Source organism: Flammeovirgaceae bacterium SG7u.111 (assembly GCA_034044135.1).
GTDB lineage: Bacteria > Bacteroidota > Bacteroidia > Cytophagales > Flammeovirgaceae.
This window is the reverse complement of sequence record CP139021.1, coordinates 3,988,877-4,010,895: the sequence shown is the minus strand read 5'-3', so window position 1 is coordinate 4,010,895 and position 22,019 is coordinate 3,988,877. Positions and strand designations below refer to the sequence as shown.

Genomic DNA, 22,019 nt, shown 5'->3' with positions numbered 1-22,019 from the left:
AGGAACAGCCTTTTTTATTTTTTTATACGCCGCAAACGCTTGATACATGATCTATATATCAGTTTTTCAAATCTTTATGATTTCTTTTCGAAAGAAGAAAGAGCGTTTTTTTAATCCTGAAATAGCAGTTACAAGCTTTTTACACTATTAGACAACTCAATAATAAAATGAAAAAAACTTTTATAATTACATTAATTCTAGCCTTTTACTCCTATGTGTCAATGGCTCAAACGGCAAATGACTGGGAAAACCCCAAGTTGATAGATGAGCAGAAAGAATCGCCGCATTTGGGCTTTATGCTGTATGCGAACCAAGAAACGGCTATTGCCAACGACTACAGCAAATCGCCCTTTTTCCACACCTTAAACGGGGAATGGAAATTCGTTTATACCGATAAGGTGGCAGATCGCCCAACCGACTTTTACAAAGCAAACTTGGACGATTCCAAATGGGATAAGATCAGCGTTCCGTCCAACTGGGAATTGAAAGGGTTTGGCATTCCGATCTACACCAATGTAACCTATCCTTTCCCCAAAAATCCTCCCTTCATAGGGGAGAAGAATCCTGTTGGGACGTACCGAAAAACCTTCACTGTTCCCGAAGGCTGGGGCGACAAGGAAGTAATCCTTCATTTCGGATCTATCTCTGGCTATGCGGAGGTGTACGTGAACGGGGAAAAAGCTGGGATGACCAAAGTGGCGAAAACCCCTTCCGAATTTGATATCACAGAGTATTTGAAAGAGGGAGAAAATGTCCTTGCCGTGCAAGTCATCCGCTGGCACGATGGTAGCTACCTCGAAGACCAAGATTTTTGGAGACTAAGCGGACTGGAAAGGGATGTGTTCTTGCAAGCCTACCCTAAGCAAACGGTTTGGGATATGTTTGTGAAAGCAGGCTTAGCTTCGAGGTACAGAAATGGTACGTTGGACATGCAAATTGACCTGAAGAATTTCTCAAAAACAGGAAATGCAAGCCAAACCCTTACGGTTGAAATCTTTGATGCCGATAATAAAAAGGTCTTTTCCCAAAAGAAAAAAGTGGGCAGCACCCAAACCGAAGTAAAAGTCTCGGGAACTCTCAAAAACGTGCATAAATGGAGTGGGGAAGATCCGTATTTGTACAATTGTGTAGTGACTTTGCAAAATGGCACAACCACAGTAACCAATCAAAAAATTGGCTTTAGAAAAGTAGAGATCAAAGACTCGCAACTGCACGTGAACGGAATGCCTATTTTGGTGAAAGGCGTCAATTTGCACGAGCACCACGAAGTACTTGGGCACGTGCCTAGTAAAGAAACGATGCTCAAAGACATTGAGATGATGAAAAAGTTCAATGTAAATGCGGTGCGAATGAGCCACTACCCACATGACCCAATGTGGTACCAACTCTGCGATAAATACGGCTTGTACTTGGTGGACGAAGCGAACATAGAAACACATGCGATGGGCGCGGAGCTTCAAGGAAGATTTGACAAAAGCATTCACCCTGCTTACTTGCCCGAATGGGAAGGCGCTCACCTCGACCGTATCGCCCGCATGTTTGAAGCAAATAAAAACCATGCTTCTGTGATCCTCTGGTCTATGGGGAATGAGTGTGGAAACGGTCCAGTGTTCCACAAAGCCTACAAATGGTTGAAAGAACAAGATGACAGCCGATTTGTGCAGTTTGAGCAAGCTGGTGAAGATACCGATACCGATATCGTTTGCCCCATGTACCCAAGCATTCGCCACATGAAAGAGTATGCGGAAAGTGGTAAAACCCGTCCTTTTATCATGTGTGAATATTCGCATGCCATGGGCAATAGCAGCGGGAACTTCCAAGAATATTGGGACATCATTATGAGCAGTAAGAATATGCAAGGTGGGTTCATCTGGGACTGGGTAGACCAAGGCATAAAAACGGAAACGGCTGACGGCAGGCCTTTCTGGGCATACGGCGGCGACTTGAATGGCTTTATGTGGCAAAACGATGAGAACTTCTGTGCAAATGGCGTAGTTGCCCCTGACCGTAGCGCGCACCCAGGCTTGTACGAGGTCAAAAAGGTGTACCAAAATATTTTGTTCAAAGAAAAAGACTTGGGCAAAGGCACGATCACCCTTCAAAACCTATTCGACTTCACCAACCTCGATCAGTACGATTTCAAATGGGAGTTGTACAAAAATGGTGAGTTGCAAACCTCAAAAAACTTTGCCGTAGCAGTTGCTCCGCATGCAACCAAAGAAGTTGCATTGGATTTGCCAAGTATTGAAGCAAAAGAGGGAGAAGAATATTTCTTGCACGTGTATGCCTATACCAAAAATGAAGCTCCTATGCTTCCAAAAGGGCATGAAATAGCAAGGGAAGAATTCCAGTTGGGAGAGAGCAAGTACTTTGCTGCGAAAGCGACCGAAGGAGCATTGACCGTGGAAGACTCGGAAAACGACATCAGCTTTAAGGCAGGCGGAATCACAGGAAAGTTCGATAAAAGATCAGGAAGATTGGTGGATTACCGACTGAATGGAAAATGGATGATGATGCAATACCCAGAGCCTTACTTCTGGCGTGCCCCAACCGACAACGATTTTGGCAATCATATGCCTGAGCGGTTGGGGATTTGGAGAGCGGCTCATTCCAACAAGCAATTGAAAAGCTTGGAAGTAGGAGAGAAGTCTGCCGAGGGCGTAGCCATTACAGCTAATTTTGAATTGGCAAACATCGCCACTCCGTACACCATCACCTATTTTATCCAAAACGATGGATCGATCAAAGTGACCGCTACCTTGGATATGACCGGTAGAGACTTGCCCGAACTGCCTCGCTTTGGGATGCGTTTGCTCATGCCTGGCAACTACGATCAATTGGCCTATTACGGCAGAGGCCCTTGGGAAAACTACCAAGACAGAAAGCATTCGGCATTTGTAGGGTTGTATGAAAGCACCGTAGCGGAGCAGTTTACCGAGAGCTACATGCGCCCACAGGAAAACGGCTACAAAACCGATACGCGTTGGTTCACGCTCACCAACGGGCAAGGAGCAGGCTTGCAGATCACAGGTGTGCAGCCGATCAGCTTCAGCACCTTGAACTATCTCGCAGAAGACTTCGACCCGGGCTTGACCAAAAAGCAACAGCACCCAACCGATGTGAAACCAAGGAACTTTGTTTCGGTACATGTTGATCTGATGCAAAGAGGGCTTGGTGGCGACAATAGTTGGGGCATGTACCCACACCGCCAATACCGATTAGAAGACAAGAAATACACCTATTCGTATGTGATGAAATTGGTAGATGGGAAATAGAAATATGCTATCACTCAATTCATTAAAAAGCGGTTGCCATGTTTGTGGCAACCGCTTTGTGTTTTCAGGCGGGGGGGACGATGGATTTGGGCAAGTTTGAAGGAATAAAAAAAGAAAAACACCCATCTCACCCACTTCGTCTTCCCGCACGCAGATGCGGGATCTCCGACCTATTGTGCAAAGAGCTGGTATTTTGGGTGGCATTGTAGAGCTTTGCTCTTTTGAAATGGGTAGGCCTGTTGAATAGTAAGAGGGAGATTCCGGCTCAGGGCCGGAATGACTCTTACTTTCCGTCATCCTGCGCTTCGACGCAGGATCTCCTACCCACGCATCAACAGGCATTGTGGAGCTTTGCTTTTTTGTAATGGGTTGGTTTGTGGAATGATAGGAGGGAGATTCCCGATCGGACCGGGAATGACACTGGTTTGTGGAGGTATCTCGAATACGTTGGGGCGTTCAAATGAAGGTAGTACCACTGGAGTCAGCAGTAGTTGAGTCATCCCGGGCATAGACCCGGGATCTCCCTCCGATGCACCAGCAAGCATTTCGGATCGAGCACCTTGGGGCTTTGCAGAATAGTCGGAGAGAGATTCCCACTTTCATGGGAACGACGGATTTGGGGTAGATGGAAAAGCCTGTATACAATAGACTATATCACGGTTTGCGGTAAGGATGTTTCTGAAAAAAAATCAATAGACGGGGTTTTTAAGCCCCGTTTGAAAGGAAAAAAGATATTGGCTTTAGCCTAAACTAAACTTTAATGCATAATTTGAGTAAAATGTTTGTTTCTGCAACACCTACGGCGTTGATTATTTTTTTATACCCATAACTACAAAACTGAAACTTTTCCGAGGTTTTTCTAAAAAGGTGTGATATACCCAAGGTGCACCACAAACCTCGGGAGAAGAACAAACAAAAAAAGGACTGCCAGAGCAGCCCTTTTGGAAATAAGTCAATACGGAGATTTATCCCTAGATAGGTTTTACCTTGCTGTAGGCGCGGATGATCCGCTTGGCTTTGGAGTGCCATTTCTCTAATTCGTTCACCTTTACTAGGAGTGTCTGCACTGCTTCCTTTCTCTCGTGTTCGACGAAGAGCTGGATGCGCTTGAGTTCGAGCATATCGGCATGGAGCTTTAGCCCCGCTTGCAAGTGCTCTTGGCTGATACCTTTCTTATTCAAGTCGGCGAGGTAGTTGGCATTGCCCAAAATTCCTTCGTAGAGAATGCGCACTTGGGTTTTCATCCCGTCAAAAGAGTCGTCCCTTGGTCCGCTGAGGTCTAGGTTGTAGTAGGCTTCCCTGTCATCTTCAAACAAGATATAGGCGATTTCCTTTACAGGGCCATAATGCTCCTTCAGTTGCTCTACCGAATAGTTAAAGGCATCGGTGGCGCTAAAGCGCCTGCCAAGGGCTACCTTGCTGACTTGCCTAAGTTCCATAATCTCTTTGTAGAGCTTCGCTGCATTGTCAAATTCTTTTTTAGGATAGCCCGCCGAAGTTGCCAAGGCTAGCTCACTTGGGGTGCCAAGCACCTGGTCAATGTATGTTCCGATACTATTGACTTTCTTTTTGTCAAAATATTCTTTCATAACATATAAATTAAAGGTAAAAATTTTTGCCTTTATAACGCAAAGCCCCTCCTTGTATGCAGTGTAAAATATCCCCAAATCTCACTTATGTAACAACTCAGATTAGAATCGTTACTTTTTTATAATCTCAGTAAGTATCTTATAATAAGTGGTTTATCAAAAGAAATTGAATGAAAAGCAGAAAATAGGGGTATTTAGTCTGTAAGTTGTTTGTTTGAAGTACAAAATATACTACTTATTCTTAGGATAGTGAAAGTAATGTATGTTAAGAGTTTGTCCTTATTGGAGGGGAAAGAACCCAATTCCCTCAAGTGGGTCCAAATACTTACAAGGGAACCGTAAAAAGCCCAAAAATAGCCTTCTATTTAACATAATGTAAGATTTTTGCTTTTCGTATTCCGAACTTTATTGAGTAAATTCACAAAAGGGTAGGGGATTATTTTGCCAAACATGGCGATGGTTGTGCCTAAACCAGTCAAATAAACACCTAAACAGGGCAAATGCCCTCCCGAGGCGGCCGATTGCCTCCCATAAGTGGCTGATTAAGCTCCAGAAGTGGTAGATTACGTATCCAACATGATGAAATGGATGCCACATGTGACGGAATAGACTCCCAAAGCGAAGGTTCGTAACGCTTAAGTGCCCGAATATATTCCCCATGTGGGGGATTAGATACCAGAGGTTGCTGTTTTAAGATATGAAGGCGTAGTTTTGACTACACCTAAATGGGGCATGCCAAGGCGACGATGTCATTTGCAATGACATCGTCGCTGGTGGAGGCAACAAGTTAAAGTTTATTCCCCACTCATCTCAAATATGATCTCCCCTCCGCTCATTAAGTCTTGGTGGGAGAGCATCGTTCCTTCCAGCTTCTTTCCGTTGACTGTCACGCTTTTTACATAGACATTCTCTTCGCTTTGGTTGGTAGCTTTGATGGTCAAGGTCTTGCCATTTGTCAATTGGATAGTCGCTTCTTTCAACAATGGGCTGCCCAATGCATAATAAGGGGAACCAGGAGTAACTGGGTAGAAGCCCAGTGCACTGAAGATATACCAAGCGCTCATTTGCCCCGCATCATCATTTCCACATAAGCCGTTGATGGTGGATCCATACATCTTTCTCATAATCATCCGCACACGCTCTTGCGTTTTTTTCGGATGCCCTGTCCAGTTGTAGAGGTAGGGGATATGGTGGCCAGGCTCGTTTCCATGCACGTAGTTTCCTATGATTCCGTCGCGGGTGATGTCCTCGTTTTTCTCAATGTACTTGTCCTCAATTTCCATGGTGAACAAGGAATCAAGGTGTGCGGTGAATTGCTCTTTTCCACCCATCATGCTCACCATTTTGTCAATGTCTTGGGGGACATACAAACCGTAGTTCCATGCATTTCCTTCTATGAAGCCTTGCCCATGCGTATCCATCGGGTCAAATTCTTTTCTGAAAGAACCATCGGAAAGCTTGGGGCGCATGTACCCAATGCTCGGATCATACACATTATTGAAATACTGGGAGCGTTTCATAAAGGTTTCTTCGGCAGCTTTGTCCCCCACTTGCATCGCCATTTGGGCTATGCACCAGTCGTTATAAGCATATTCCAAGGTCTTTGAAACCGAAGAGTGGCTTTTGTCATCGGGCACAAACTGATGGTCGATGTACTCGCCTATGCCTTCGTAATAGCGGACATTAGCCGTAGCAACCGAAGCTGCCAACGCCTCTTTTTTGTCGAAATCACCTATGCCTTTTGCCATCGCATCGGCAATGACCGAGGTGGCATGGTAGCCGATCATGCACCAGTTCTCATTGGCATAGTGACTCCAAATGGGTAACATATGATGGACGCTTTGGCTTTGGTGGACGAGCATGCTTTTGATCATGTCATTGTTGCGCTCGGGCTGCGTGATATTGAACAAGGGGTGCAAGGCACGGTAGGTGTCCCACAGCGAAAAGATGGTGTAGTTGGTAAATCCTTCCGATTGATGGATGTTTTGGTCTAGTCCTCTGTATTGACCATCCACGTCTTCGTAGATAATTGGCGACAAAGAAGCGTGGTACATGGCGGTATAGAACACCGTTTTGTCCTTTTCCGTGATCGTTTCTACCTGTATGTTGGCGAGTTCCTTGTTCCACTTTGCCCTCGTTTCTTCACGGGTTTTGTCAAAATCCCAATGCGGAACTTCTGCAGCGAGGTTTTTCATTGCTCCCTTGGCACTCACGGGCGATAGGGCAAATTTCACCTCGATAGCTTCGCCTTCTTCCGTATCGAAATTGAAAAAAGCTCTTATATTTTTCCCCGCCATCTCTGGAAAGTTCTCAAATTCGTTGAAGCGGCCGTAAAAGCCGTTGTATTTGACTTGGTCGTATTTCTTGTGCCCGTAGCTTTTGAAAGGCTTGGAAAACTGCATGGCAAAATACACCAGTTTGGTGCGTGCCCAGCCTTTGGTTTGGCGGTATCCTGTGACCAAAGAGTCATTTTCCACTCGAATAAACGCCCAGACGTTCTTGTTGTCGTGTTGGTACACATTATAGACCAAGTCCAAAAGAATATGTGCCTCCTCAGACTTTGGGAAAGTGTATTTGTGAAAGCCCACACGCTCGCTTGCCGTCAGTTCCGCATTAATCCCGTAACTCTTCAAAGCTACTTGGTAATAGCCGGGAGATGCGGCTTCTTGTTCGTGGGAAAAGGTCGAGTAAAAGCCTTTTCCCCCTTCTTCTGTTTCCAGCGGGTCGAGCACCAAGTCGCCTGTGGTTGGCATTACTAAAAAGTCTCCTAGGTCAGAGTGCCCCGTTCCACTAAAGTTGGTGTGGGAAAAGCCGATGATGGTAGTGTCTCGGTATTGATAGCCAGCGCAGTATTCGTAAGTATTCTTGTTGTAACTGCCATCTTCTTGATGCATCACTTCAAAGTTGGACTGCGGGCTGAGTTGCACCATACCAAAAGGAGCGCTTGCTCCGGGGAATACGTGCCCCATTTTACTGGTGCCTATTAGTGGGTTTACGTACTGTGTGTAATCAAACGTATCAGTTTCTTGTGCTTGGGTATTTTGTGATTCTTGTTGTTTGCAGGAGTTTAGTAAGAGTATTACTAAGCCTAAAAAGAAAATGTTCTTCATTGTTTCATCTATGGTTGTTGTGTTCAATAATTTGATCGATCGTCAATTTGTACGTAAAATACAGTTGCCTTTCCAAAATAGGAAGGCAGCAGTCATGTTTTGCTATGCATTTAACTAAAGTAGGGGGAAAGAAGGTTTTTCACCGCAACCCATCTACGCTCGTTGGTAGCTGTCAAAAGTGACAGCATTTCATTTATAGTAGTAGATGGTCGTAATCCAGCTGATGCTACGAGAATGAGCATCAATGACTTGAGCGATTTTGTGTATAAAATGGGTTTTGAAGAAGCAATCAACCTTGATGAGGGAAGATCATCCACCCTTTGGGGTAAAAATGAGGGCGTTGTGAACTGCCCAAGTGACAACAAAAAGTTTGACCATGAAGGAGAGCGTAACGTCAGTAATATCTTGTCTTGGTAATTACCAATAGGAAATAGGAGGCGTGAATCCTTTTTATGTTTAGTTTCTTTACTTATTGGGGAAAATCCTACTTCTTCTCCCCAAAGGCAAACCAATAGAGTGTGCCGACAAAGAAAGCTCCGCCTACTATATTTCCTAAAGTTGCAGGAATTAGGTTTTTGATTACAAATGTAGTCCAAGTGATATCTGCTCCTTCAAACATGGCTAGCGGGATAAAGAACATGTTGGCTATGGAGTGTTCAAAACCCATGGCCACGAAGGTCATGACAGGCCACCAAAGTCCCATGATCTTTCCACTGGTATGTTGTGCTGACATGCCCATCCACAAGGCAAGGCATACCAACCAGTTTGCCCCAATTCCTTTGAGGAAGGTTTTGTAGAACGGGTTGCTTGTTTTTGCCTCGGCTATAGCTTGTACGGTGTTTGACCATGGCTCTTGGCTTACTACGTCGGTTAGGTGTGTGAGAAAGTACGCTACGAAAACCGACCCTATAAAATTGCCAAGATATACCAAGCTCCAGTTTCGCAGGGGAGCTGACCATTTTTGTTTTCCATTTAATACGTTAGGTATAAAATAGGCATTGTTTCCCGTAAAAAGCTCGGCGCCTGCCATTACCACCATCATAAGGCCTACGGGGAAAGCTGCTCCGAACAAAAACTTGGCTATGCCTGGGTTCTCTGCGGCAATTCCGGGAGTTCCTCCGCCAACCAAAATGGATAATAACCCTCCAAAAGCGATGTAAGCACCTGCCAAAAAACTAAGTGCCAAAATTTTTCTGGTCGAATACCCTGCTTTGTCAATAGCTAGTTTGCTAGCTTCGTGAATTATTTCTTTGGGTGAGTATAAGCTCATTCTTCTTAGTAGTTTAAAAAGTTGGTTGTGTTTTTGAAAGAATACGATTTGGTTACTTCCTATCTCATTTTAGATTACATTCTCAAAGTAATTCTTTAAAATACCTTCTGCTTCTTTAATCTGTTCTTCCGTATTTTCAGGTGTGTCGTTCAGTTCATATTTCTCTCCCAAGGCTTCCCATTTGTAGATGCCAAGCTTGTGGTAGGGCAGAAGCTGAAAGCGTTCTATTTGTTTGTAGTCTTTGTATTTTTTGCCAATCATGTGCAGGTATTCGTGGCTATCGGTATAGCCTGGGACTAATACATACCGAAACCAAATAGGCTTTTGACTTTTCTCCCTCAGTTCAATCAGTTTTTCGGACTTCTTATACAAGTTTCTGCCAACCAGTGTTTTGAACCCTTCGGGCGTAGCGTGTTTGATATCGAACATGACTAGGTCAGCCATTTCGGTGATGATCTTCTCCGAATCTGGGTTGACTATAGTACCGTTGGTATCGATGTTTGTATGTATTCCTTTTTCGCTAAGTTTTTGAAAGAACGGGATTAATGCATCAGCCTGAAGCAGAGGCTCACCTCCTGAAACCGTAACTCCGCCTTTTTTGCCGAAATATCCTTTCATGCCCTCGGCTCTTTTTACCAAATCATCTATATCGTATTCTGTCCCTCCTTTACCCGGTATGGTATCAGCATTTTGGCAGTATAGGCACTTGATGTTACAGCCCTGTAAAAAAACTACCATGCGTACGCCTGGTCCGTCATGAGTCCCGAAAGATTCGATAGAATGTACTTTTAGCTTTTTGTTCATCAAACAAAAGTAAAAAAACATAAGACATGCTGTTCAACTTTCATCGAACAGCATGCTTTTTATCATAGGAAGGCAGGTTGCCTTAAAGTGAATCGTGGAACGAACGGGTGAGTACTTCCTGCTGTTGCTCGCGGGTTAGGCGTACAAAGTTTACCGCATATCCAGAAACCCGAATGGTGAGTTGCGGATACTCTTCTGGATGTTCCATTGCATCTTCCAGCAACTTACGATCAAGTACGTTCACGTTCAAGTGCTGAGCATTGCGGCCGAAATATCCGTCGAGCGTAGATACAAGATTGCCAATCCTTTCCTCAGCGCTTCCTCCAAGAGATTTAGGCACAACAGACAGAGTGTTCGAGATTCCATCTTGTGAATCTTTGTAATCGATTTTAGAAACCGAGTTCAACGATGCAATCAATCCGTGAGTGTCTCGTCCGTGCATTGGGTTAGCTCCCGGTGCAAATGGAACACCTTTCGCCCTGCCGTCTGGCGTAGCCCCAGTTTTCATACCATACGTCACGTTTGAAGTGATGGTAAGTACCGAAAGAGTAGGAGAAGCGCCTTTGTACACTGGTAATTTTGCCAGCTCAGCATTGAAGGCTGCTACAATATCACGGGCAATATAATCCACTCGGTCGTCGTCGTTTCCATATTTCGGGAATTCACCTTCTATGGCAAAATCAACGGTTAATCCATCTTCGTTTCTTATCGGCTTCACTTTCGCATGTTTGATAGCCGATAGTGAGTCGGCAACAATAGAAAGGCCTGCGATTCCATAAGCAATGTTGATACGAGGATTGGTATCAATCAGCGCCATTTGCGCTTTCTCATAATAGTACTTATCATGCATGTAATGGATAATGTTCATCGCCTCGTTGTAAACACGAGCAACGTCCTTCATTGCATGTCTAAAGTTTTTCATTACCTCATCGTAATCAAGGTAGCCATCTTTCAGCGTAGGGATACTTGCTACAATTTCAGTTCCTGTATTTTCACACCTTCCTTTGTTTATCGCCAACAGTAACGTTTTGGCAAGGTTGGTACGTGCACCAAAGAATTGGATATGCTTGCCAAGTTCTTGGAAGGAAACACAACATGCGATACCATAATCGTCGCTGTTGCGGTTGTTACGCATCAGGTCGTCGTTTTCGTATTGAATAGACGATGTTTCGATAGAGACCTTCGCACAGTAATTTTTGAACCCTTCGGGTAAATCTTGTGACCAAAGAACGGTAATGTTTGGCTCAGGAGATGGACCGAGGTTGTAAAGCGTGTTCAAGAAACGGAAAGCCGTTTTGGTTACTTTGGTACGCCCATCAATCAATTGGCCGCCAAGCGATTCTGTAACCCAAGTTGGGTCACCGGCAAATATTTGATCGTAAGCTTCCATGCGCAAATGGCGAACCATGCGGAGTTTCATTACAAAATGGTCGATATACTCCTGCGCTTGTTCTTCGGTGATTATGCCGTTTTCAAGGTCATGTTGGATGTAAACATCAAAAAATGAAGAAACACTTCCTAGTGACATGGCAGCACCGTCTTGCTCTTTCACGGCAGCCAAATAGCCCATGTATGTCCATTGGATAGCCTCTTGGGCATTTTGTGCAGGGCGGGAAAGGTCTAGCCCATAGGTTTTGCCCATTTCTATCATTTGGCCAAGTGCTCTGATTTGCTCCGAAACTTCTTCTCGCAAACGGATCACACTTTCGGTCATAGGTCCTTTTATGTTGGCAAGGTCTTCTTTCTTTCCTTCAATCAAGCGGTTGATGCCGTATAGAGCTAAGCGACGGTAATCACCAATAATACGGCCACGTGCATAATTATCAGGTAGGCCTGTTAAAAAGCCAAGAGAACGGTATTTCCTTATTTCATCGGTATAGGCATCAAAAACGCCATCGTTGTGCGTTTTAGCATATTTAAAAACCTCTACAACTTTATCGGCAGGTTTGAGGCCGTGCTCAGACAATGCTTTTTCCACTACCTTGTAGCCTCCAAAAGGCTTCATGGCACGCTTCAGCAACGCATCTGTTTGCAAGCCAACAATTGTTTCTTTTTCTTGGTCGATATATCCAGCGGCAAATGCATTGGATGCAGAAATGGTACTGGTGTCTACAGAGTGTAAGCCTTTTTTGCTACGCTCTTTTTTGAGTTCTTGCTTACAAGTTTCCCACAAAGCTTTTGTGGCGTCGGTAGGGCCGCAAAGAAAATGGTGGTCTCCGTAATAAGGAGTGATGTTTAGGGAAACAAAATCTTTGGGCTCAATAGAAGTTGCCCATATTCCTTCTTTAAATTTTAATTCAGCAACCATAGTAATAGTTTAACTTTAGTTTCACGATTGGTTTGGAGTATGATAAATTGAACTGGGGCTGGCTGTTTAGATTTGACCCTATTAATTGTATTTGAATGAGTCTTTCTGTTCACCAACATTACAATTATAGAGCGGGAAACTTGCTTGTACTATGAAGTTAATCATATTAACTATATGATATGTATTTGCATACCCGATTTTTGGGAGTATCCCCAGTTTCTTTCACGAATAGGTGGCTTGGAATTCTTTATTTCGGACAGTTTTTTTAGTTAAATTCTAATTATAGAACCTAAATAGAAGGGTTGGGAGTAGTTTTGTTCATTTGGATATTCTCTTAAAACAACTGTTATACAGTCATAAGAACATATGTTTTTTGTTTGTGAAGGCGAAATATGATTTCAATCACTCTTCAGGTATTTATATTTGCTAATATATGTTATGGTTGTTTTTACTATTTAATTGCTTTGCTAATTAAGTTTAAAAGAAATGATCTCCTGATTAGTTTATAACTTCGTGCTCTTGCTTTGATATTCTACAAATACAGGTTTGTTTATTTCTTCTTTTCGGTAATAAATTGATCGTCCTTAAAAACTAAATGACTAAAGGCTATTTTGTCTTCTTCTATTAATTTTCTCCCTACCCATCCTCTCAGATGATCATTTTCATCCATTACACCAAGCTCCAATTGATGTGAATCAGGGTTGTAGTCAATACAGGCAAAGCAATCTGCTTCAGGGTTAAGGTAGTCAAAATACATTAGCGTGGGGTACTTACCTGCAAAGCCTGGATACTCAAGATGGATATTATCAGGAGTGATTTCAATGGTTTTGGCAACTCCAATTAACAGCCTGCTTTCCCCAGTCTCTTCTCCAATAAGTAAATATAATGTTTTATTGGCTGAAGGGAGCTTGTGTATTTGATGAAATGAAGCCTCAATACCCGATGGAGCAACAAGGTATTTGCCCTTGGAAAGCTGAAACTGAATTACAGAATTATTGATTTCGCCCCGTGTCCCCCCAGAATAATAGGAGAAAGTAAACACTCTTACCAATCCGTCAGGCGAGATCGTGATTTTTAGGTTTTCTATCGAATCATTTTCATCGTACACTTTTGTTGCCAACACCTTGGTTAGTTGTTCGCTAGCTACCTCAACCAAGCTATCAGGATCTATTTCTGGAGTCAGGTTCCAGTCCCAGCCTGCTAGTTCTTCAAGGGAAGATAACAAGGCTAACTCTCCTTTGCTAATTGTATCATCTTTCTTTTCAGCACATTGCCAAAGCAACAAGGGAATAGCTACGAAAAATAGGAGGTGTTTTTTAAGCATGAGTAGTGGTTTTGTAATCGAAAAAAAAATGTAAAAATATCTTTTAATGGCTTGGTAATATGACTTGTAGCAATCGTGCCTGTTTTATATAAAGTTTATGCTGTCCTGCCTCTTCCATCAGCTTGAACTCAATGTCAATACCAAAGGAAGTGTCTTCCCTTTTCTCAGCTCTTTGGGTGAGGAGGTAATGGATTTCCAACGCAGCTTTTTTAAGTACAGAAAGGTGATGTTTTAAGAAAGGTTGTGCAAAGACATCGTGGATATTGGAACGAGTCCTGACGTTATAATTGTCCTTCAACCCATTTGGGAAAATAATAGATTCGGGAATTTGCCCATTCTCAGGATTGGTTACTGCATTTTCTCCAAACTGTGAATTTATATAGATAGAAATGTTTTCCTTTTCTACCATCGAAAGCGCAACGCCATTGGCATATTCATCGGGAAATGCTTGGTTAATCAAGATCGCCATCCCCACTTTTGCGTGGTCAATAAAGTAGTATTCTCTTTCCTCATAAGCTAATGGACTCCACAAAGAGGCATACACTTGAAGGATTTTTCGTTCCAATACCTCATCCCCATCTGCTTTCTTAAAGCCTTTGGATTCGTAAAGTCCCGCACCGTTGAACTCTGGTAAGTCTTCGCAATTGGTCGAGCTTCTCAGCCTGATTTTAGCGTTGTTGAACTTTTGCGAGATCAGGGTATTTACCTCCAATAGCAATGATTTATCGATGGAGGCAGCAAGAATGGTTTCTCGTATCTTTTTCAAAAAGGCATTTCTATCATTCCGTTGAAGTTTTTGGCTAGCTAGGGCTTGGATAAGTTTATCTGCGCCGCAGTTTTTGATAGTGGTAAAATAATGGGTAAACGGAATTGCGTATCCTTGGCGAACATATGCCGGGAGCGATTGGCGGATGAGGGCATAATTTGCTGCCTTCGCACCTACAAAAGGAATTCCCTGCTGAGTATTGGTCATGTTCAAATCAACAATAGAACTCACCGACAGCTTGGGTTGCGGAATGGCAACTTTGACTACTCGTTTTGCCCAAAACGCCTTCGCCTCTTCCATGCTAGCTTCCGAAATGAAAACCTTACGCTCCGAACATCCAATCTTCACTAGTTTATTGATAAGCTCGTCGGCATGCAAAAGTGATTTCAAGTCCGTAACGTACAGGTTGATAGTACCTCTGTTTTTGGCGAGTAAATTTATGTGCGAAAGAGGAGTTTGTGGTTGTAACGTGATGATTCCCCCAACGGGTGGCACACGCTGTGGAAGCTCTTCATAAATCAAAATATCTTGAGGAGAGGGCTGGAACTCAGTGTTGTTTTTAGAAACATATCGGAGGTATCCAAATGCCGTTCCCGCATTGAGCACCTCAATTTTTTTACCACCAGCTTTGCTCGCTAGTTGCCCAAGGGTCAAATTCGGGTATCCACGCTGATTAATAGCGGGGGCAATGGAAGTGTTTGGCGTTGCCTTTTCGTAGGTAGGCAAAATGAGAATACCCTTTGAACGCCCCCCGGCTTGTTGGTTGATGTATTGGGCGACCGTATTGAGCAACCTCAGGCAAGTTTCCTGCATTTGCTGTGGGTTGTCAAGATACCTGTAATCTTCCATTCGGAGTGCCCAGTTGTAGTTCGTTCCCCCAAGCTGGATGTTCATTCCTCTGAGATCAAAGAGGAAAAAGGGCATGTATTTCCGAGTTTGAGGGTTTCTTACTTGGTCTTTGAATTGCTGAAAGGAAATTCCTGTTTGTAGCCCTTTGGAGATATATTCTGCGTGCCCTTTATAGCGTGAGCCATCGTACAAGTGAATGCTTGGTGAGGCTTTTTCCCAGTTAGCAGCTACACCAACCCAAGTTGGTATTTTCTCAAAAGACAAGAATTGAAATTTCTTTTCTATATAGATATTTTGGGCAAACCCAAAGGTTGAGAGCAAGAAGATTAATAAGTACGTTGAGCCAAAGCTTCTAACTATTGCTGGGATATTCGCCATTCAATTTGTGGTTTTGTTAGTGATATAGAAACTCTCTATGAACCTACTTGATGCTTAAAGGAAAGTAATTTAAGATGGATAATGAAGAGGTTGGGAAAAAAAGTTAAACTCCAAGAGATGATTTTTCTAATTTCTAGCCTCCAGCTTCTTTTAAACCTTAGACAATCACCTATAAACTTAGGTCTCCCCAAGTACCGGGTAAAATCATGTTGAATCGATGTGTTTACCTAGAAAGGAAATCCAGTTTATAAACTTTTATGAAAAGGAAGTTGCAAAATAGACAAAAAAAGACGCCACGGTGGGTAACGTCTTTTTTTAAAGCCTATCCTTTTTTAGTTTACTGAACCAGACTGTTGTTTACCATTACATTTTTGAGTGTAAAATCCTCAATGATGCTTTTATCTACCTCAGGATTTTTAGTCTCAATCACCATGTCCTCAAAAACGAAATGCGAAAGCTGGTTGAACTCATTCGTTTTCACATCGAAAAAGATATCACATTTCAAGTCCAAGTTGCTCATGGTTACATGTTCCCCAGTCGAAATGGGTCTTTCTGTTTGTCCTTTAAGATCGAAGAACTGACTCCAAGGTTTTACATAAATACAGCTATGGACTTGTCCTTTGATGTTTTTTACGGTGATGTATTCGTATTTCTGTGGAGTGTCATCTCTCATTTTAAGCCATAAGAGCCTTTTTGCTTCGGTCACAAAACAATCCCGCATAATGATGTTCTTGTTGTGGATAGATTCACTGCCGCAGGTAAGAGCAGAGTGGCAAAAGCCAAATTCACAATTTTCTATAATGATATTGGTGTTCTCCCCGTTGAGGCTGTCTTTGTCGGCTAAGGGACCTTTTCCTCCTTTCAAGGCAATTGCATCGTCGTTCACGGACATGTAGCAGTCTTTTATTAGCACATTCGAACATACGTCAAGGTCAATTGCATCGGTGCTTGGCGCCTTTATGGGCTGGTAAGGCGAGTAGATAAAAAGGTCGAGTATTTTCACATTGTTGCACTGGTAATAATGGCTTGACCAAAATCCAGCATTGATCAATTTTACATCTTGCAATTGGACATTATCACAGTCCCAAATGAACACCAAGCGAGGTCGGGAAACCTCTAAGTTGGTGCAGTCAGGGTTTTCTTCTCGGCGCTGCCAAAAAGCTTTCCAATAGTTCATACCATTTCCATTGAGCGTTCCTTTTCCCGAAATACTAAAGCCATCTACGCCATAGGCGTTGATCAAGGCTGGGAAATAGGCCAAGTTTTGCCCTTCCATTCTCGAAGGTATTTTAGGATAATCCTCAATCTTGTCCGAGCCTTTCAGCACAGCTCCTTCGGCAAGGTAGAGAGAGGTTTTCGGTTTGAAGAACAAAGCTCCGCTCAAATAAACTCCTTTAGGAATTATGACCACGCCTCCACCTTGTTCGGCAGCATTGTCAATTGTCTGCTGAATAGCTTCGGTTTGGAGCACAGTGCTGTCCTCCTTCACTCCATAGTCAGTAATGATGAATTGTGTTCCTAGTTCAGCTAAGGTAATTTTGGTAGTGTCGGAAAACCAGTCAGGAATTTCTGTGCCATCGGGAAATACATCGGCGGTGAGAGGAGGAATGGGTGGTGGGGTATCCGTTTTGGGCGAGCAAGAAAATAGGGCTAAGCCTACTATGCAGATAGTTAATGTCGATAATAGTTTCATTTTCTTATTAATGGGTTGGGTGAAATATGTTCTAAAATATATTTTAGTAATTGGAAAAGAGGGCATAAGCAATAACTAAATTGCCATGCCCTCTTTTGTTTCTTCACGAAAAGCTTTCACTTAGTCTTCCTTCTTTTGCATAAAATCAGGGAAACCACTTGGTGTCCATTTTACTTCACGGGCACGAGTAGCACGGTTCGGGTCTGACAATTCATCTCCTTTTATTCCCTTATAATCACGTGCATGGTAAATCATGATGACGGTTTCTCCATCTTCGGCGGTGGTGAATGAATTGTGCCCAGGGCCAAACCTTTTTACATCTTCATTGGAATGGAAAACAGGTCCAGGAGATTTGTGCCAGTTGTTGACGTCCAACAGGTCGGTATCTTCATCTATCCAAAGCAAGCCCAAGCAGTAATTGGAATTGGTAGCACTTGCCGAATAGGTAACAAAGATTTTCCCATTTCTATTGATCACTGCAGGGCCTTCGTTTACATTGTATTTTACTTTTTCCCAAGAAAACTCAGGCTCTGTCAATACCACTTCTGGTCCTTTGAGCGTAGTAGGGTCTTTCATTTCTGACATCACCAAAGCAGTTCCTTGTTTTCCCTCTGTAATGTTCTGTGCCCATATCATGTACCTTTTGCCTTTGTGCACAAAAGAGGTAGCGTCCAAAGAGAAAGAATCTCTGTCGGTCATTATTCTTCCTTCTTCTTTCCATTCTCCCTCCATTGGGTCATCCGAAGAATTGGACAGCGCCCACATTCTGATATTCCAAATATTTTCAGCTTCACCTGCGGCAAAATAGATATACCATTTGCCATCAATTCTGTGTAACTCAGGTGCCCAAATGTGGTGGCTCATCACACCTTTGTCGTGCTTGTGCCAAACCTCTTTTTCTTTTGCACCTTTCAAACCATTTATGCTGTCAGCTTTCCTGATTACAATACGGTCGTAGGCAGGAACGGTGGCAATTAAATAATAGATACCATCTTCAGTTTTATATACCCAAGGGTCGGCACGTTCTTCAGCTAGTGGATTATCAAACTGGAAGGATTGTGAGCTCACTTGAAATGAGAAGGCAAAAGCCATTGTGAACATTACAAATGTCTTAAATACAATTAAATTCATTTAACTGGTTTTTAGATGTTTACAAAACTTAGCAAATATATTAAACCAATTGAATTGAGGCGAAAATTGTCTCGTCAATATCAAAAAACTTGTCTTTTACGAGACCGAGCTAGATAAGCCGAATAGGTTCCTACTACCAAAATATACTCCACGGCAATCAACCAAAATCCAAGATCTGAGAAGAAGGAAAGGTAGCTTCCTCCACTTGGAATAATCAGTAAGGGGACGGTAATTAGCGCATCTAAACACATGGTGACCAAAAACATCATACTTCCTAGTTTGAAGCCGTTCACTTCCTCTTTTGCATAGTAAAATCTTGCTCCAATAATAGCGCTTGGAATTAGCGCAATGGTAAGTATAATATTCGCTTGCATTTCAGGGTCGTTCAACAAGGTGAATAAGTAAGAGCAAGAATAAGCACTTACTCCTAAGCACCACGCAACGACCGCTGCGAGAATTAATCGTTTTATATCCATGGTAGTTTAGTTGTGCTCCAAAACAGTATTCCACACGCCCGTTTTGGCAGTTTCCCGAGCATATTCGCTAAAGTCTTTTGCCTTCCTTCCCAACACTTTTTCAATATCGTTTGAAACAATATCATTGCCCTTGGCATCCAATACTTCGGCAAAGAGGTAATTGATCAACCAGGTGTAGTCTGAAGGAACACCAGCCTTTTTTAGGGCATCTATAAACGCTTCTAGGGAAATAGGAGTGAAGGGAATCTCTCTTCCAGATGCCGTAGCTATTTCATTCACTACCTCAGGGAAAGTCAACAACCTAGGTCCTGTCAACTCATAGAGCTTTCCATTGTGCTTCTCATTTAGCAAAGCTTCAACTACTACATCTGCAATGTCACCCGTATCCACATAAGGAACTTTGGCTTCTGGTTTGGGCAAGGCTACATGCCCAGCGAGTATAGGGTCTATAAAAAAGCTTTCGCTGAAATTTTGGCTGAACCAACTTGCCCGAGTGATAGTATAGGCTATTCCCGAGTTGATCACTATTTGCTCGCAGCGCTCTGCTTCAATTTCTCCTTTGCCAGACAAAAGGACTATCTTTTTTACCCCGCTTTGTTTTGCCTGCTCGGTCAATGCCGTAATTATCTCTACAGCGCCGGGTACAGCCAAATCGGGCTGGAAGGTGACATACATCTTTTCTATTCCCTCCATTGCAGTTTGCCAAGTAGTAGCGTCTTGCCAGTCGAAAGGAATAGCTGCGTTTCGAGAGCCTATTCTAGGGTTGTGCCCTTGTTCTTGTAAGCGTTGAACTACTTTTCTACCAGTTTTACCAGTTCCACCAATTACTAAAATAGATTGTTCCATAATTATTAGATTTTATAGGTTATGAATATGATTAGTAAAGAATTAGAAATAACCAAGCCCGAAAAACTTGTTCTTTTTGCCCAACCCTTCGTTGCAAAAAGACTCACGTAACTACGGCTATGCTCGTTTTTTGCGTCTAGGCTTGGACAAAAACTACTGCGTTTTTTTGGACTGTTTATTTCTAATTCTTTACTTAAAGATTTTTTGAATGAGAGAATACCGCTATAAGTGAGAGTGAAAATGAGAGAATCGAAAAAGCGGTTCTGATCATGTGTAGCTTATTCCATTTGACTTCGTAGTTAGTCCTAAATTCGGTAAGCTGATTGATGTTTAGCTTGTTGAGTGCAAGTGCATCTAATGTATTATTGAGGGGGATATTGCCAAAGGCTGTGACCCCAAATGTGCCAACCAAGTAAGTGAGCGTAGCAGCTAGCATGATCCAAAAAGTAAGACCAGTTTGATATTGCTGGATGCTACTAATTGTTAAGAGTAATAAGCTTCCAAAGAAACTAAGGAAAAATGCCGGGTTTAAAATTGCTCGGTTAATCGACTGCATCGTTTCCAAATACGTCATATCTATGACCTTTTTTGTGCCCGGAATAACAGAGACAGCCCAAGCATAAAATAGCCCCGCCGAAAGACCTGTAAACAAAACGGCACTGAACAGAGTGATTGATTTGATAGAGATTCCCATTATTAAAAGTTGTTTTCTGATGATTAAAAGATCCCCACCCAAAGGGCGGGGAATTGTGATAACCCCTGTAAGGGGGTAAACTGCCCTTGCCCCCAAAGGAGGCAAAGGAATTCATTGTCCCCGGTTATAAATCTATTTTATTACTTTGTTATTCTTAGCTCTCGTTCTTTTTTTCCTGTTCTTCTTGATACTCCACGTAAAGCCTTATCTTTTCTGGGTCAAGCCCTACCGTATCAACACAATAGCCTGTTGCCCAAAAACGGTTGCCCCAATAGGGGCGTTGCTTCAGCTTCTTGAACTTTGAAAACAACCGTATGGCTGTCCGGCCCTTCAAGATCCCCACCACATCGGAAACCGAATATTTGGGAGGGATATCGATAATCAAGTGAACATGGTCCTTTTGGACGTTCAGCGTATCGATAATACATTTCTTTTGGGCGGCGTACTGCATTATATGCTCTATTGCTGCCCTTTTTATTGCTCCTTCGAGGATTCTATACCTATATTTAGGTGTCCAAACTATATGGTACTTGCAATACCAGATCGAATGTGACAATTTGTGAAAACGGCTCATAATATATTCTTCGGTTGTGGGGACAACTCTTGAATATAATCATTGGGCCGTTTTCTGGCTTAGCCACGCAGAGCGGTTATTAACCACGCTCATAGAGCGTGGATTTCTAAGTTGATATTAAAACCAAAAAGCTTTTGACCTGATTTTTTATCCGTTTTGTAGTTCTTCGGATGATTCTTATGGTTCGCCGTTGCGATTGAGGGTTATCGGTTTCTGGGCAGGATATTTCCTTTTTTTACCAGCAACCAGTAACTTTCAGCAAGTGAAATAGAGTAAGCCAACAATTGTAGCCTGCTATAAAACTTATTCTAGTTGAACGTCAAGCCACTTTTCAAGAGCGGCATATTCTTCAGTGGTGAGTTGGATTTTCCTGCCCTTGGGCATGCGCTTTTTTACAAAGACTTGCTTGTAGATCTTCGGCGCTAAATCAGACATGTTTTCCTTAGAAAAGACTTTGCGAGGGTTCTTCTTTATATGGCAGATATTGCATTTTGCTTGTAGTACTTCAAAAGCAGCTTGCTTCAGTAGTTCGGTATCCGAATGGCTGGTTTCCTGCCTAAGCTTCGGTTGCTTTTGCAGTTGAAAAGCCAACATACATGCTGCCCCCAGAAGAAGGACTATAGAGTTCAGAAAGGAGATTCTTTTTTGTTTCATCGCTTTTGTAAATGATTGATGAAACAAATGTGGGGCTTTGGCTACGGTTTCTCTTGTCCGAAAAGTAGCATGATTTGTTCGAAAAGGATTAGCTGAGTTTTAGGGATTCTTTTTGGGTTTTAAAAGACCTTTTTTCACTGTATTATCCTTGGCTGATGGTTGCGTGTTACAGGTTACGAGTTATTCTACTATTTTATTAGAATATATCACAATTTGATTTGTAAAGGCTTTATTCTTTTCACAAGCTAGCTCATAGTTTAGGCTAAAGCTTGTTGCTA

15 protein-coding genes and 1 pseudogene are annotated in these 22,019 nt (G+C 42.7%); 2 read left to right on the top strand and 14 right to left on the bottom strand.

Going from position 1 to position 22,019, the window contains the following annotated elements:
* The first annotated feature begins 167 nt into the window (after positions 1-167).
* Positions 168-3,275 (top strand): glycoside hydrolase family 2 TIM barrel-domain containing protein, encoded by a 3,108-nt coding sequence (locus R9C00_15660; GenBank protein WPO33138.1) that lies wholly within the window; start codon positions 168-170, stop codon positions 3,273-3,275.
* Positions 3,276-4,246: 971 nt separating this feature from the next.
* Here R9C00_15660 and R9C00_15655 read toward each other — a convergent pair.
* On the bottom strand, positions 4,247-4,864 hold the full coding sequence (locus tag R9C00_15655; GenBank protein ID WPO33137.1) for a hypothetical protein: 618 nt from the start codon (positions 4,862-4,864) through the stop codon (positions 4,247-4,249).
* Between the two features lie 794 nt (positions 4,865-5,658).
* Positions 5,659-7,974, bottom strand: a complete 2,316-nt coding sequence (locus R9C00_15650; protein WPO33136.1) for a GH92 family glycosyl hydrolase — start codon at positions 7,972-7,974, stop codon at positions 5,659-5,661.
* A gap of 159 nt (positions 7,975-8,133) precedes the next feature.
* Here R9C00_15650 and R9C00_15645 point away from each other — a divergent pair.
* Positions 8,134-8,391, top strand: a pseudogene (locus R9C00_15645) (phosphodiester glycosidase family protein).
* Positions 8,392-8,458: 67 nt separating this feature from the next.
* Here the strand turns inward: R9C00_15645 and R9C00_15640 are convergent.
* The 12 genes from R9C00_15640 to R9C00_15585 all read right to left on the bottom strand — a co-directional run bounded on the left by R9C00_15640 (position 8,459) and on the right by R9C00_15585 (position 21,741).
* Positions 8,459-9,244: a formate/nitrite transporter family protein gene (locus tag R9C00_15640; GenBank protein ID WPO33135.1), complete on the bottom strand. Its 786-nt coding sequence runs from the start codon at positions 9,242-9,244 to the stop codon at positions 8,459-8,461.
* 69 nt (positions 9,245-9,313) lie between these two features.
* Positions 9,314-10,048: a pyruvate formate-lyase-activating protein gene (pflA, locus tag R9C00_15635; protein WPO33134.1), complete on the bottom strand. Its 735-nt coding sequence runs from the start codon at positions 10,046-10,048 to the stop codon at positions 9,314-9,316.
* A gap of 82 nt (positions 10,049-10,130) precedes the next feature.
* Positions 10,131-12,356, bottom strand: a complete 2,226-nt coding sequence (gene pflB, locus R9C00_15630) for a formate C-acetyltransferase (GenBank protein WPO33133.1) — start codon at positions 12,354-12,356, stop codon at positions 10,131-10,133.
* 550 nt (positions 12,357-12,906) lie between these two features.
* Entirely contained in the window at positions 12,907-13,680 is a 774-nt protein-coding gene (locus tag R9C00_15625) for a hypothetical protein (GenBank protein ID WPO33132.1), read from the bottom strand.
* A 43-nt stretch (positions 13,681-13,723) separates the two neighbouring features.
* Positions 13,724-15,673 (bottom strand): PEP/pyruvate-binding domain-containing protein, encoded by a 1,950-nt coding sequence (locus R9C00_15620; GenBank protein WPO33131.1) that lies wholly within the window; start codon positions 15,671-15,673, stop codon positions 13,724-13,726.
* 337 nt (positions 15,674-16,010) lie between these two features.
* Positions 16,011-17,366, bottom strand: a complete 1,356-nt coding sequence (locus R9C00_15615; GenBank protein WPO33130.1) for a glycosyl hydrolase family 28 protein — start codon at positions 17,364-17,366, stop codon at positions 16,011-16,013.
* Positions 17,367-17,486: 120 nt separating this feature from the next.
* Positions 17,487-18,497 carry a glycoside hydrolase family 43 protein gene (locus tag R9C00_15610; protein WPO33129.1) on the bottom strand — a complete coding sequence of 337 codons (1,011 nt, stop codon included), beginning with the start codon at positions 18,495-18,497 and terminating at the stop codon, positions 17,487-17,489.
* 80 nt (positions 18,498-18,577) lie between these two features.
* The gene (locus R9C00_15605) at positions 18,578-18,973 is read right to left on the bottom strand and encodes a DUF5367 family protein (GenBank protein ID WPO33128.1); all 396 of its coding nucleotides are present in this window, start codon (positions 18,971-18,973) and stop codon (positions 18,578-18,580) included.
* Positions 18,974-18,979: 6 nt separating this feature from the next.
* Positions 18,980-19,819 carry an NAD(P)H-binding protein gene (locus tag R9C00_15600; protein ID WPO33127.1) on the bottom strand — a complete coding sequence of 280 codons (840 nt, stop codon included), beginning with the start codon at positions 19,817-19,819 and terminating at the stop codon, positions 18,980-18,982.
* Between the two features lie 193 nt (positions 19,820-20,012).
* Complete coding sequence (locus R9C00_15595) at positions 20,013-20,513, bottom strand: DUF1772 domain-containing protein (GenBank protein ID WPO33126.1); 501 nt, start codon at positions 20,511-20,513, stop codon at positions 20,013-20,015.
* A gap of 154 nt (positions 20,514-20,667) precedes the next feature.
* Positions 20,668-21,087, bottom strand: a complete 420-nt coding sequence (gene tnpA / locus R9C00_15590) for an IS200/IS605 family transposase (protein WPO33125.1) — start codon at positions 21,085-21,087, stop codon at positions 20,668-20,670.
* Between the two features lie 303 nt (positions 21,088-21,390).
* Positions 21,391-21,741: a hypothetical protein gene (locus tag R9C00_15585; GenBank protein ID WPO33124.1), complete on the bottom strand. Its 351-nt coding sequence runs from the start codon at positions 21,739-21,741 to the stop codon at positions 21,391-21,393.
* Positions 21,742-22,019: the final 278 nt, after the last annotated feature.